The sequence below is a fragment of the Streptomyces sp. NBC_01485 genome (assembly GCF_036227125.1).
GTDB lineage: Bacteria > Actinomycetota > Actinomycetes > Streptomycetales > Streptomycetaceae > Streptomyces.
In genome coordinates this window covers 2,075,973-2,088,073 of record NZ_CP109435.1, presented here as the reverse complement: position 1 = coordinate 2,088,073, position 12,101 = coordinate 2,075,973, and the positions used below count along the sequence as shown (strand labels likewise).

General features: G+C 73.0%; 15 protein-coding genes. 8 read left to right on the top strand and 7 right to left on the bottom strand.

Annotation, left to right across the window (positions count from 1 at the left end; genetic code table 11):
• Nucleotides 1-12: 12 nt before the first annotated feature.
• The gene (locus OG352_RS09665; RefSeq protein WP_329216005.1) at nt 13-426 is read right to left on the bottom strand and encodes a VOC family protein; all 414 of its coding nucleotides are present in this window, start codon (nt 424-426) and stop codon (nt 13-15) included.
• A 278-nt stretch (nt 427-704) separates the two neighbouring features.
• Here OG352_RS09665 and OG352_RS09660 point away from each other — a divergent pair, with 278 nt between their 5' ends.
• The 3 genes from OG352_RS09660 to OG352_RS09650 all read left to right on the top strand — a co-directional run bounded on the left by OG352_RS09660 (nt 705) and on the right by OG352_RS09650 (nt 3,797).
• Nucleotides 705-2,303: an ABC-F family ATP-binding cassette domain-containing protein gene (locus OG352_RS09660; protein WP_329216003.1), complete on the top strand. Its 1,599-nt coding sequence runs from the start codon at nt 705-707 to the stop codon at nt 2,301-2,303.
• Nucleotides 2,304-2,650: 347 nt separating this feature from the next.
• Nucleotides 2,651-2,872, top strand: a complete 222-nt coding sequence (locus OG352_RS09655) for a helix-turn-helix domain-containing protein (protein WP_004002281.1) — start codon at nt 2,651-2,653, stop codon at nt 2,870-2,872.
• A gap of 121 nt (nt 2,873-2,993) precedes the next feature.
• Nucleotides 2,994-3,797, top strand: a complete 804-nt coding sequence (locus tag OG352_RS09650; RefSeq protein WP_329216001.1) for an enoyl-CoA hydratase/isomerase family protein — start codon at nt 2,994-2,996, stop codon at nt 3,795-3,797.
• A 31-nt stretch (nt 3,798-3,828) separates the two neighbouring features.
• On the opposite strand, the gene OG352_RS09645 is transcribed toward OG352_RS09650, so the two are convergent.
• On the bottom strand, nt 3,829-4,539 hold the full coding sequence (locus tag OG352_RS09645; RefSeq protein ID WP_329215999.1) for a nucleopolyhedrovirus P10 family protein: 711 nt from the start codon (nt 4,537-4,539) through the stop codon (nt 3,829-3,831).
• Between the two features lie 97 nt (nt 4,540-4,636).
• On the opposite strand from OG352_RS09645, the gene OG352_RS09640 reads away from it, so the two are divergent.
• Genes OG352_RS09640 through amaP form a run of 5 tightly spaced genes read left to right on the top strand, consistent with a single transcriptional unit; the run spans nt 4,637 to nt 7,008 of the window.
• Complete coding sequence (locus tag OG352_RS09640) at nt 4,637-5,122, top strand: Asp23/Gls24 family envelope stress response protein (RefSeq protein ID WP_329215998.1); 486 nt, start codon at nt 4,637-4,639, stop codon at nt 5,120-5,122.
• 35 nt (nt 5,123-5,157) lie between these two features.
• On the top strand, nt 5,158-5,349 hold the full coding sequence (locus OG352_RS09635) for a hypothetical protein (RefSeq protein WP_329215997.1): 192 nt from the start codon (nt 5,158-5,160) through the stop codon (nt 5,347-5,349).
• A gap of 17 nt (nt 5,350-5,366) precedes the next feature.
• Nucleotides 5,367-5,741, top strand: a complete 375-nt coding sequence (locus OG352_RS09630) for an Asp23/Gls24 family envelope stress response protein (protein ID WP_329215995.1) — start codon at nt 5,367-5,369, stop codon at nt 5,739-5,741.
• Entirely contained in the window at nt 5,738-6,424 is a 687-nt protein-coding gene (locus tag OG352_RS09625; RefSeq protein WP_329215993.1) for a DUF6286 domain-containing protein, read from the top strand. Before OG352_RS09630 ends, OG352_RS09625 begins: the two co-directional genes overlap by 4 nt.
• Complete coding sequence (gene amaP, locus OG352_RS09620) at nt 6,421-7,008, top strand: alkaline shock response membrane anchor protein AmaP (RefSeq protein ID WP_329223772.1); 588 nt, start codon at nt 6,421-6,423, stop codon at nt 7,006-7,008. The genes OG352_RS09625 and amaP overlap by 4 nt, the downstream gene beginning before the upstream one ends.
• Before the next feature lie 31 nt (nt 7,009-7,039).
• On the opposite strand, the gene OG352_RS09615 is transcribed toward amaP, so the two are convergent.
• From OG352_RS09615 to OG352_RS09595, 5 genes are read right to left on the bottom strand one after another with little or no spacing between them, the layout of a single operon-like run.
• The gene (locus tag OG352_RS09615; protein ID WP_329215991.1) at nt 7,040-7,795 is read right to left on the bottom strand and encodes an SDR family oxidoreductase; all 756 of its coding nucleotides are present in this window, start codon (nt 7,793-7,795) and stop codon (nt 7,040-7,042) included.
• Nucleotides 7,796-7,810: 15 nt separating this feature from the next.
• Nucleotides 7,811-9,607 (bottom strand): glycoside hydrolase family 15 protein, encoded by a 1,797-nt coding sequence (locus OG352_RS09610; RefSeq protein ID WP_329215989.1) that lies wholly within the window; start codon nt 9,605-9,607, stop codon nt 7,811-7,813.
• A 33-nt stretch (nt 9,608-9,640) separates the two neighbouring features.
• On the bottom strand, nt 9,641-9,970 hold the full coding sequence (locus tag OG352_RS09605) for a hypothetical protein (RefSeq protein ID WP_329215987.1): 330 nt from the start codon (nt 9,968-9,970) through the stop codon (nt 9,641-9,643).
• The gene (locus OG352_RS09600) at nt 9,967-10,542 is read right to left on the bottom strand and encodes a SigE family RNA polymerase sigma factor (RefSeq protein ID WP_443072193.1); all 576 of its coding nucleotides are present in this window, start codon (nt 10,540-10,542) and stop codon (nt 9,967-9,969) included. Before OG352_RS09600 ends, OG352_RS09605 begins: the two co-directional genes overlap by 4 nt.
• On the bottom strand, nt 10,539-12,095 hold the full coding sequence (locus OG352_RS09595; protein ID WP_329215985.1) for a sodium:solute symporter family protein: 1,557 nt from the start codon (nt 12,093-12,095) through the stop codon (nt 10,539-10,541). Before OG352_RS09595 ends, OG352_RS09600 begins: the two co-directional genes overlap by 4 nt.
• Nucleotides 12,096-12,101 lie beyond the last annotated feature (6 nt).

The window sequence follows — 12,101 nt, the reverse complement described above, 5'->3', positions numbered from 1 at the left end:
GCCGCCCGGCCGTCAGCCCTGTATCTCGGGCGCGTACGTGCCGAAGCTCCACAGGTTGCCCTCGATGTCGCGGGCCATGTAGTCCCGGGAGCCGTAGTCCTGGTCCGTCGGGGGCATCAGGATCTCCGCGCCGTGCTCCACGGCCCGCCGGTGGTGTGCGTCGACGTCGTCCACGACGACGTACACCCCGGCCGGGCCCGCGCCCTTCATCGCCGTGTCGAAGACACCGCCGCGGCCCTTCGAGCCGAGCATGACCGCGCCGTTGCCCTGTACCAGCTCGGCGTGCATCACCGAGCCGTCCTCGCCCTCGTACACGGACAGTTCCGTGAACCCCAGGGCCTCCGTGAGCTGGCGGATCGCCGCCTTCGCGTCGGTGTACAACACCGTCGGATAGATGCTCGGACGCCCGCCGTTCATGCCTGCCATGCCGACCACTCCCTCGTGACCACTGCCGAACCTGTCATCCGCACTTGTCATCCGCCGTTCCAGTCTCGCAGCGACCACTGACAACGGCCCCTGGCTGTCGCGGGACGTCCCGGGGCGACGAATCGCACACCCGCGCGCGTAGATCGAACACCCGAACGTAGAAGAAGTGCTTGCACGGTCCCGTTAGACTGGGCCTCATGGCCCTTCTCCTCGCGCATTAGACGGCGGGAACGTCCTCAGCCGCCCATCCCGCCAACGACCCCGCCTGGAGTCTGTCCGTGATCTCCGCCTCCGGCATCGAGCTGCGCGCCGGTGCCCGCATCCTCATCGAGAACGCCTCCTTCCGTGTAGCCAAGGGCGACCGCATCGGCCTGGTCGGGCGCAACGGCGCCGGCAAGACCACGCTGACCAAGGTCCTGGCCGGCGAGGGCATTCCCGCCGGCGGCCAGGTCACCCGCTCCGGCGAGGTCGGCTACCTCCCGCAGGACCCCCGCACCGGCGACCTGGACGTCCTCGCCCGCGACCGCATCCTCTCCGCGCGCGGCCTCGACGTCCTGATCCGCAAGATGCGCGAGAACGAACAGCGGATCGCCAACGGCAGCGGCGCCACCCGCGACAAGGCGATGCGCCAGTACGAGCGCCAGGAGACGGAGTTCCTCACCAAGGGCGGCTACTCCGCCGAGGCCGAGGCCTCGACCATCGCCGCCGCGCTCAACCTGCCCGACCGCGTGCTCGGCCAGCCCCTGCACACGCTCTCCGGCGGTCAGCGCCGCCGCGTCGAACTGGCCCGCATCCTGTTCTCCGACGCGGACACCCTGCTCCTCGACGAGCCGACGAACCACCTCGACGCCGACTCGATCGTCTGGCTGCGCGACTACCTCAAGACCTACCGCGGCGGCTTCATCGTCATCAGCCACGACGTCGACCTGGTCGAGACGGTCGTCAACAAGGTCTTCTACCTGGACGCCAACCGCTCCCAGATCGACGTCTACAACATGGGCTGGAGGCTCTACCAGCAGCAGCGCGAGGCCGACGAGAAGCGCCGCAAGCGCGAGCGGCAGAACGCCGAGAAGAAGGCCGCCGCACTCCACTCGCAGGCCGACAAGATGCGCGCCAAGGCCACCAAGACGGTCGCCGCGCAGAACATGGCCAAGCGCGCCGACCGGCTGCTCGCCGGACTCGAGGCGGTCCGGGTCTCCGACAAGGTCGCCAAGCTGCGCTTCCCCGAGCCCTCGCCCTGCGGCAAGACCCCGCTCATGGCGGAGGGCCTGTCGAAGTCGTACGGCTCCCTGGAGATCTTCACCGACGTCGACCTGGCCATCGACAAGGGCTCCCGCGTCGTCATCCTCGGTCTGAACGGCGCGGGCAAGACGACTCTCCTGCGCCTGCTCGGCGGCGCCGAGAAGCCCGACACCGGTGAGGTCATCGAGGGCCACGGCCTCAAGCTCGGCTACTACGCCCAGGAGCACGAGACCCTCGACCCGGAGCGCACGGTCCTGGAGAACATGCGCTCCGCCGCCCCCGACCTCGATCTCGTGGAGGTCCGCAAGACGCTCGGCTCGTTCCTGTTCTCCGGGGACGACGTCGACAAGCCGGCCGGCGTCCTGTCCGGCGGCGAGAAGACCCGGCTCGCCCTCGCCACCCTGGTCGTCTCCTCGGCGAACGTCCTCCTCCTCGACGAGCCCACCAACAACCTCGACCCCGCCAGCCGTGAGGAGATCCTCGGCGCGCTGCGTACCTACAAGGGCGCGGTCGTCCTCGTCACCCACGACGAGGGCGCGGTGGAGGCGCTCCAGCCCGAGCGGATCATCCTGCTGCCCGACGGCGTCGAGGACCTGTGGGGCTCCGACTACGCCGATCTCGTCGCGCTGGCCTGATCGAATACGTGATCCACGGCGTTGGATCATTCGTCTGGATCATTCGGCCCACCGGTGATCCATCATCTGTGTGAGATCTCCTCGTACCGAGGTGTGTCCTACATCCATTTCGCGGCCGATCCCTTTCTCGACAAGGGGTCGGCCGTCGCGCGTCTCTGACCTGCTACGACGCACAACAACCCGTTCGGCCCCACGGACGCCGCCGATCGGAATCGAAGATTCCACTTGTGGGGACGCGCTCCTGTCGTCAGAACCCTGTTGCACGGACCTTGCCGAATGGGTGGCCATCCCGCCCTGGAGGGGTGATCATGAGGGGACCAGAGCGCACTTCCCATGAGGAGGCACGGGTGGCCGAGACTCTGAAGAAGGGCAGCCGGGTAACCGGCGCCGCGCGCGACAAGCTCGCGGCAGACCTGAAGAAGAAGTACGACTCCGGTGCGAGCATCCGAGCGCTGGCCGAGGAGACCGGCCGCTCGTATGGCTTCGTGCACCGGATGCTCAGCGAGTCGGGCGTCACGCTTCGTGGGCGTGGCGGGGCGACTCGAGGCAAGAAGGCTGCCTCGTCCTGACCCGGGCGGCCCATCGGCTTCGATGGTGGCCACCCGGTCGGTCTTCCGATCGGCCGGGTGGTTACTGTGCAGTCACTTAGCTGACGCTAGCTGACCGCACCGCATCCATCGGAGGCGCCCCATGGCCACGCCCGACCAGGAACTCGTTCCCCTGCTCGACAAGGACGGCGTACGGCTCACCGTCGACGACACACTCGCCACGGTGACGCTGGTCAACCCGGCCAAGCGCAATGCGCAGAGCCCCGCGATGTGGCGGGCGCTCGCCGAGGCCGGGCGGCTGCTGCCGGGCTCCGTCCGCGTGGTCGTGCTGCGCGGCGAGGGCAAGTCCTTCTCCGCGGGGCTCGACCGGCAGATGTTCACGCCCGAGGGGATCGAGGGCGAGCTGTCCTTCATCGGACTCGCGCGCAGTGGTGACGCCGAACTCGACGCCGCCATCGCCGGGTTCCAGGAGGGCTTCACCTGGTGGCGACGCAACGACCTCGTGTCCATCGCCGCCGTCCAGGGCCATGCCATCGGCGCGGGCTTCCAACTGGCCCTCGCCTGTGACCTGCGCGTCGTCGCCGACGACGTGCAGTTCGCGATGCGGGAGACCAGCCTGGGCCTGGTACCGGACCTGACGGGCACGCACCCCCTCGTCTCCCTGGTCGGCTACGGCCGCGCCGCCGAGATCTGCCTGACCGGCCGGTTCGTGCACGCCGAGGAAGCGGTGAGCTCCGGGCTCGCCAACATCGCCGTGCCCGCGTCCGAACTCGACACGGCGACCCGTGAACTGGCCGCGGCGATCCTGGCCGCCCCCCGCGAGGCCGTCATCGAGACCAAGGCCCTCCTGCGCGGCGCCACCGACCGCACCTACGACGACCAACGCGCCGCCGAACGAGCCGCCCAGTCCCGCCGCCTACGAGACGTGGCAGGCATCGGCGAGTAACCGGCGGCCGACCACCCCCGACCGACCGCCGTCAGCCGACCGCCGTCACCAGTACGGCGACCGTCGGGTGGTCCGGCAGGGTCTCCGACACCACGCCCCGGACCGCGCGGGCCACCTCCACCGCGCGGTGGGCCACGCCGACCGCGATCTCTACGCGCGCGTGGCGACGCGGCAGGGTCGCCGTCGCGTCCTGCCGCTCATCGAGGTCCTCCAGGCGTACCGCGCTCGTGCCCGTCACTCCTGGCACGGACAGCGCCGCCGCGGCGACGAAGGCCTCGTCGCCGGCCAGGGCGGGGCCGCCCGGCAGCGGCGCGGCCGGCTGCTCGGGCCGCGGCGCCGGCGGGTCCTCGTCGAGCAGATCCGTCACCCGTACGTCCACCTCCGTCACCACCAGCCCGAGCCGCTCCGTCGCGGCCGTCACCAAGGCGCTCCGCAGCCGGGCCGCTGCCGTCGGCAGCGGCTCGGACGTCGCCGCCGCGCACTCCGCCGTCACCCGCAGCGGTCCCGGCGCCGGCGCGCTCGGCGGGGCCGGTACGACGGGCTCGTACGCGCCCTCCGGATCCGCCGGCCCCAGCCGGAGCGCCCCCAGCCGTACGCCTCCCACACCCCGTACCGCCCGCCGCAGCGCCGCCTCCGCCGCCTCCTCCGTGATCCACGCGCCGTCGCGCGGCCCGCCCAGGGGGAGCAGTCTGCCGAGGCCCAGTTGGTGCCGTACCGCGCTCGTCCATCCGTCCGCCGTCATTGCTCCAGCCTGCCGCATCCCCGGGGCGCGGTCGGGCAACCGCGCTTACCGTGGTCGAAGGGACGACGAACGAAACCGGACGTGAGGACCTACGGCGATGACCGAGTCAACGCAGCAGAACCGGACGCAGACCCCCGACGACAGCGGCACCGAGCCGCTCCAGGCCCGCAAGGCCGCCCGACGAGGCGGCGGGACCGCGGCGACCCGCGGGCGGACCACCATCGCCGACGGAGTCGTGGAGAAGATCGCGGGCCTCGCGGCCCGGGACGTGCTCGGCGTCCACGCGATGGGCAGCGGCCTCAGCCGCACCTTCGGCGCCGTCCGGGACCGGGTGCCCGGCGGCTCGAAGTCGGTGACCCGAGGCGTGAAGGCCGAGGTCGGCGAGGTGCAGACCGCGCTCGACCTGGAGATCGTCGTCGACTACGGCGTGGCCATCGCCGACGTCGCCCAGGCCGTGCGGGAGAACGTGATCGCGGCCGTGGAGCGGATGACCGGACTGGAGGTCGTCGAGGTCAACATCGCGGTGAGCGACGTCAAACTGCCCGACGAAGAGGACGAGGAGCCGGAGCCCCGGATCCAGTGACGAGGCGGTGAGAGCACTGCCGAGGGGAGAGCACCTTGAGTATGGCCTTGGTCGGCATGATCGCCGGCATGGCGCTGGGCTTCGCCGGATACTTCGGCGGGTTCGGGGCCTTCCTGCTGGTGGCGGCGCTGGGCGCCATCGGGTTCGTCGTCGGCCGGTTCCTGGAGGGCGACCTGGAACTCGGCGACTTCTTCCGCACCCGCACCCGTGACGACCGGCGCCGGTGACGGTGGCGGTGACCGCGATGAGCGAGGGGACCGGCGCGCCGGACGGCCGCCCTGCCGCCGTTCCCCCGGGCGGGCGCGGCGCGACCCGGATCGCCGACCGGGTCGTGGCGAAGATCGCCGCGCAGGCCGCCCGCGAGGCGGTGGGCCCCCTGCCCCCGGGCGCCGGGATCCCGCACGCCACCGTCGTCGTCCACCATGACGCCGCGCACGTCGGAGTCCACCTGGAGCTCGAGTACCCGACCGATATCGGCGCCCGCTGCCATGAGGTGCGTCGTCAGGTCACTCAGCGGGTAGGCGCGTTGGTGGGAATGGCGGTCCCGGAGGTCGCCGTCCAGGTGGAACGGCTGCACCTGGCATCAGCCCCCGGCGTGGCACACGGGAGGACGCGATGAGCGAGCCCGGCGGCTTGCAGGGCACAGGCACAGCGCCCGTTCTGGAGAAGTCCACGGGGAACACGGGCAACACGAGCAACACGGACAACGCAGACAACACGGGAGGCGCCGATCCCGGACAGGGCGGCGGTACAGGCCGCTCCGGTCACCGGTTCTGGTCGGCGCGCCGGGTCCCGGCCGCCGTCGTCGCGGCGGTGCTGCTGGTCGTCGCGGGCGGCTTCCTCTACGACGTCGTCGCCGTCCGCGCCGACCGGCCCGCCATGGCCTGGCGGCGCGGACTCGCCCGGCAACTCGCCGAGCGCCCCCTCGACGACATCTGGGTGCTGGTCGGCGCCGGTGTCGCGGCGGCCCTCGGCCTGTGGCTGATCGTCCTGGCCGTCACCCCGGGCCTGCGCGACGTCCTGCCGATGCGCCGCACCCACCCCGACGTCCGCGCCGGCCTGCACCGGGGCGCCGCCGCGCTGGTGCTGCGCGACCGGGCCATGGAGGTCGCCGGCGTGCAGTCGGCACGGGTGCGCGCCGGGCGTCGCAAGGCCGACGTCCTCGCGGTCTCGCACTTCCGCGACCTGGACGACGTACACGACGACCTGGAAGCCGTCCTCACCGACGCGGTCCGCGGCCTGGGACTGACCCGGCCGCCCGCGCTCTCGGTCCAGGTGCGGCGGCCCGGGAAGAAGGGCTGAGGGCGATGCTCGGTACCGTCAACCGCGTGCTCCTCGCAGTCGCCGGGCTGGTGCTGCTCGCCGTCGGCGGCGCGGTACTGGCCGTGGGCCTGGGCGCGTCCCCGCCTTCCTGGTGGCTGCACGACGGCCCCCACGACAGCCTCCTCAGCACCGCCGAGCGCACCCGCTGGCGCGACGAGGCATGGTGGTGGCCGACGGTCATCGCCGTCCTCGCGCTCGTCGTCCTGCTCGCCCTGTGGTGGCTGACGGCGGTTCTGCGCCGCCGCCGGCTCGGCGAGGTCCTCGTCGACACGGGCGACGGCGCGGGCGCCCTGCTGCGGGGCCGCGCCCTGGAGGGCGTCCTCGCGGGCGAGGCGGGCCGGATGGACGGCGTCGCCCACGTCCACATCCACCTGACGGGCCGCAAGGAGGCGCCCGAGACCCGCGTACGCCTGCTCCTGGAGCCCCACGTCGACCCGGCGACGGTGCTGGAGGACCTGACGGCGCAGGCCCTGACCCACGCGAGGGAGTCGGCGGCGCTGCGGGCGCTGCCGGCGGAGGTGCGGATGAAGGGCGCCAAGCACAAGGCGGAAAGGGTCAGTTGAGCGGTCTTCGGGCTTCGGCGGCGGCGGGGCGTCAGAAACCGTGCCGCATGCCGCCGTCGACCGGCAGCATGATCCCCGTCAGATAGGAAGCCGCCGGAGACAGCAGGAACGCCGCCGCGCGGCCGAACTCGTCCGGAGTCCCGTAGCGCCGCAGCGGGATCCGGGACTCGTTCGCGACCCGGGTGGCCGCGGGGTCGGCCGACAGGCCGTCCAGTTCGCGCACCCGGTCCGTGTCGATCCGCGCCGGCAGCAGCCCCACCACCCGGATCCCCCGGGGCCCCAACTCGTCGGCGAGCGACTTCGCGAACCCGGCCAGTCCCGGCCGCAGCCCGTTGGAGACGGTCAGCCCGGGAATCGGCTCGTGCACCGACCCCGACAGCACGAACCCGATGACCCCGCCCGCCGTCAGTTCGGCCGCCGCCGCCCGCGCGAGCCGCACCGCGCCCAGGAACACCGACTCGAACGCGGCCTGCCACTGCTCGTCGGTGTTGTCGGCGACGAACCCGGGCGGCGGACCGCCCACGCTCACCAGCACCCCGTCGAACCCGCCGAAGGCCTCCCGCGCCGCGGCGATCAGCCGGGCCGCCGCCTGCGGCTCGGCGTTGTCCACGGCGACCCCGACCGCGTTCGGCCCCAGCTCGGCCGCGGCGTCGGCGACGCGCTTCTCGTCCCGCCCGGTGAGGACGACCTTCGCGCCGTCCGCGACGAGCTCGCGCGCGGCGGCGTTGCCCAGGCCGCGAGTGGCCCCGGTGACGACGTACACCCGGTCCTTCAGTCCAAGATCCATGCCCCCCATCCTCCCCTATGGGGCCTGCGCGCCGCCGAACAGGGCGAGGGCGGTGTTCACCAGCCCGATGTGACTGAAGGCCTGCGGGAAGTTGCCGAGGTGCCGGCCGGCCACCGGGTCGTACTCCTCCGCCAGCAGCCCCACGTCGTTGGCGAGGCCCACGAGCCGGTCGAACAGGTCCCGTGCCTCCTGCGTGCGGCCCGTCATGTGCAGCGCGTCCGCGAGCCAGAACGAGCAGGCCAGGAACGCGCCCTCGTCGCCCGGCAGCCCGTCTACGACTGCGCCGTCGCCGCCCTCGGTGCTGTAGCGGCGGACCAGACCGCTGTGGCCGAGCTCCTCGCGGACCGCGTCGACGGTGCCGATCACCCGCGGGTCGTCCGGCGGCAGGAAACCGACGCGCGGGATGAGCAGCAGCGCCGCGTCCAGCTCACGGGAGCCGTAGTACTGGGTGAAGGTGTTGCGGTCGGGGTCGTAGCCCTTCGCGCAGACCTCGGCGTGCACCTCGTCGCGCAGGGCGCGCCAGCCCGCCAGGTCGCCGTGCAGGCTCGGGTCGTCCTCCATGCCGCGTACGGCGCGGTCGGCGGCCACCCACACCATCACCTTGGAGTGCACGAAGTGCCGCTGGCCGCCGCGCACCTCCCACAGCCCCTCGTCCGGCTTGTGCCACTCCGTGCGCAGGAACTTCAGCAGCAGTGCCTGGAGCGACCACATGTGCGGCTTGCTCGGCAGCCCGGAGCGCCGGGCCAGCGACAGCGAGTCCAGGACCTCGCCGTAGACGTCGAGCTGACGCTGCTTCACCGCGCCGTTGCCGATCCGGACCGGCGCCGAGCCGGCGAAGCCCGCAAGCCACGGCACCTCGTACTCCGGCAGCCGCCGCTCGCCCGCCAGGCCGTACATGATCTGCAGCTCCGCCGGGTCGCCCGCCACCGCGCGCAGCAGCCAGTCGCGCCACGCCTCGGCCTCCTCCTGGTAGCCGACGGCCAGCAGGGCGTTCAGGGTGAGCGTGGAGTCCCGCAGCCAGCAGTAGCGGTAGTCCCAGTTGCGTACCCCGCCCAGTTCCTCGGGCAGCGAGGTGGTGGCGGCCGCGGCGATGCCGCCGGTGGGGGCGTAGGTGAGGGCCTTGAGGGTGATCAGGGAGCGGAGCACGGCGTCCCGGTACGGTCCCCGGTAGCGGCACCGGGCCGACCACGCCTGCCAGCCGGCGACGCTGGTCTCCAGCGCCTCGAAGGGGTCGCACAGCGGTGGGCGGGTGTGGTGCGAGGGGTGCCAGGTCAGGACGAACGCGACCCGCTCGCCGGGTCCGACGGTGAACTCCGAGAGGGTGGAGAAGTCCTGGCCCCAGGTGCGCACGGGCGGTTCGCTGCGCAGCCAGGCCGCGTCCGGTCCCGCGACCGCCACCCGATGGCCGTCGACCCGGCGCATCCACGGCACGATCGAGCCGTAGTCGAAGCGCAGCCGCAGCGTGCTGCGGACCGTGACCCGGCCGCGCAGACCTTCGACGATGCGTACGACGTCCGGGGCGGCCTCGCGCTGCGGCATCAGGTCGGTGACCCGGATCGCGCCCTCGGCGGTCTCCCACTCGGTGTCCAGGACAAGGGTGTCGGGGCGGTAGGCGCGCCGGGTGCAGTGACCCTTCACGCCCTTGGGGGCGATGCGCCAGTGGCCGTTCTCCTCGTCGCCGAGGAGGCGGGCGAAGCAGGCCCCGGAGTCGAACCGGGGCAGGCAGAGCCAGTCGACGGAACCGTCCATGCCGACCAGGGCCACGGTCTGTTCGTCGCCGATGAGGGCGTAGTCCTCGATACGGGGGTGCACGGGGTGCGGGTTCCCGGCGAACCCGGGGTGCAATCAGGGGTGCGGCCGGGCGAGTGACGCCACGCCCACTTGGGTGCCGGTGCCGGTGCCGGTGCCGGTGCCGGTGCCGGCGGCGGTGCCCGAGAAGACGACCCCGGGGTCGGACGGCGCCTGGTTGAGCACCCACAGGCCGCTCAGCGTGGCCAGCGCGAAGACGACGGCGATCAGCACGGCGAGCACCAGCCGCCGCCGGCGTTCGCGCCGCAGCCACTCGCCGCGCGCCGTGCGATACGCGTCCGGGGCCGGCCGTACGCCGCCGGCCAGCGCCTCCAGGGCCTCGCGCAGCTCCCGCTCGGTGCGGGCTGCGTGGTCTGCGTCCTTCATCGCCGGGTCTCCATCGCCTGGGTGAGCGCGGCGAGGCCGCGTGAGGTGTGGGTCTTGACGGAGCCGCCGGAGATGCCCATCGCGGCGGCGATCTCGCTCTCCTTCAGCCCGAGCCAGTGCCGCAGCACGAGCGCCTCCCGCTGCCGGGCCGGCAACCGCTGGAGGGCGTGGATCAGCACCCGCTGGTCGTCGTGGAGCAGTGCGGTGTTCTCCGCGGAGGCCACGATCTCGTCGGGCAGCTCCGGCGGGCTCTCCACGTGCCGGCGGGCGACCTGGAGGTGCCGTATCCGCATCCGGGTCAGGTTGCAGACGGTGGAGCGCAGATACGCCTCAGCCGCCTGCACGTCCCGCAGCCGCCGCCACTTGCGGTAGATCTGGTAGTAGGCCTCGGCGACCACGTTCTCCGGGTCGTCCGCGCCCAGCAGCACGGCGAGCCGCAGCATCGAGGAGTAGTGCAGCTCGAAGAGCCGGGCGAGGCCGGCCTCGCGTTCCAGGTCCGCCGGGTCGCCCGCCACGGGGGTGAGCGGCTCGACGGGGGGCTCCTGCACGGGGGTCGGGGGTCTGCGTCTCACGGGTGGTTCGCTCCCGTCTCGGGGCGCCGCCTGAGGGCCAGGCGGGAGGGCAGGTCGGTGGTGTCGGCGCCGCGCGGCACGCCGAGGCGTTCGAGGAGCGCGGTGCCGGCCACCGCGACGGTCAGATTGAGCAGCAGCGCCACCAGCCCGGCGTAGACCTCCAGCGGTCCGAAGCCCAGGCCGACGACGGCCGAGAACCCCTCGCGCACCACCAGGAAGGTCCCGGCCGCCATGCCGGCCGCCCACCCGGCGAGCAGCGCGCGCGGATGCAGCCGCCCGGTGAACAGCCCGACGGCCACGGCCGGGAACACCTGAAGGATCCACACCCCGCCCAGCAGTTGCAGGTTGACGGCGTCCTGGTCGCGCAGCCCGAACACGAACGCCACCGCCCCCGCCTTCGCGGTCAGCGACACCGCCTTGGCGACGCGCACCTGCCGCTTCGGTGTGGCCGTCGGATGGACGTACTCCACGTACACGTTGCGTACGAAGCCGGTGGCGGCCGCGATCGACATCACGGCCGCCGGGACCAGCGCGCCCACGGTGATCGCCGCGAACACCAGCCCGGCGAGCGGGGCGGGCATCAGCCGGTCGACGAGCATCGGCACGGCGGCCTCGGCGCTCCCGCGCGGAGCCCGTACCCCCGCCGCGAGGGCGGCGACGCCGAGGAAGCCGAAGAGGGCGAGCAGTCCCGTCCAGACGGGCAGCGCCGCCGACACCTTGCGCAGGGTGCGCGGCCCGTCGGCGGCGAACCCGGCGGTGAGCACGTGCGGGTACATCAGCAGCGCCAGCGCGGAACCCAGCGCGAGCGTGGCGTACGCGGGCTGCTGCGCGGGGGAGAGGACCAGCGGGGAGTGCGCCACGTCCGTCCCGCCGAGCCGCCGCGCCGCGCCCTCGAACACCGCCCCGGGCCCGCCGAGCCGTTCGAGCACCAGCCAGCACACGGCGGTCAGCGACACGAACACCGCCACCGCCTTCAGCGCCGAGATCACCGCGGGCGCCCGCAGCCCGTGCCGGTAGGTGGCCACGGCGAGCCCCGCGAACAGCGCCACCATCACCAGATCGCCGGCCGCGCCGCGCGGATACAGGTCCCCGGCGGTCAGCACCGCCCGTATCCCGAGCAGTTGCAGCGCCAGATACGGCATCGTCGCGAGGATCCCGGTCAGCGCCACCACCAGGGCCAGCGACGGCGACCCGTACCGCCCGCGCACGAAGTCGCCGGCGGTGACGTAACCGTTCCTGCGGGCCACGCTCCACAGCCGGCTCAGCAGCACGAAGGCGAGCGGGCAGACGATCACCGTGTACGGCACCGCGAAGAACGCGGGCGCGCCGTTGCCGTACGCCAGTCCCGGGACGGCCGTGAAGGTGTACGCGGTGAAGATCGTGCCGCCGAGCAGCAGCCAGGTCCAGACGGGGCCGAGGGAGCGGTCGGCCAGCGCCCAGCCCTCCAGGGAGGGCAGCCGGTCGCTGGGGCGCAGCCGCCGCGCGGTCACGGCGAGCAGCGACGCCCCGCCGATCACGGCGAGGAACGTCATGGTCATGGCGCCGTCGGCCACGGGTCA

Bases quoted from the DNA above. Each gene is read 5' to 3' on its own strand.
- OG352_RS09665 (WP_329216005.1), bottom strand. From the start codon at position 426: ATGGCAGGCATGAACGGCGGGCGTCCGAGCATCTATCCGACGGTGTTG.
- OG352_RS09650 (WP_329216001.1), top strand. From the start codon at position 2,994: ATGGCCACGCCCGACCAGGAACTCGTTCCCCTGCTCGACAAGGACGGC.
- OG352_RS09645 (WP_329215999.1), bottom strand. From the start codon at position 4,539: ATGACGGCGGACGGATGGACGAGCGCGGTACGGCACCAACTGGGCCTC.
- OG352_RS09640 (WP_329215998.1), top strand. From the start codon at position 4,637: ATGACCGAGTCAACGCAGCAGAACCGGACGCAGACCCCCGACGACAGC.
- OG352_RS09630 (WP_329215995.1), top strand. From the start codon at position 5,367: ATGAGCGAGGGGACCGGCGCGCCGGACGGCCGCCCTGCCGCCGTTCCC.
- OG352_RS09625 (WP_329215993.1), top strand. From the start codon at position 5,738: ATGAGCGAGCCCGGCGGCTTGCAGGGCACAGGCACAGCGCCCGTTCTG.
- OG352_RS09615 (WP_329215991.1), bottom strand. From the start codon at position 7,795: ATGGATCTTGGACTGAAGGACCGGGTGTACGTCGTCACCGGGGCCACT.
- OG352_RS09605 (WP_329215987.1), bottom strand. From the start codon at position 9,970: ATGAAGGACGCAGACCACGCAGCCCGCACCGAGCGGGAGCTGCGCGAG.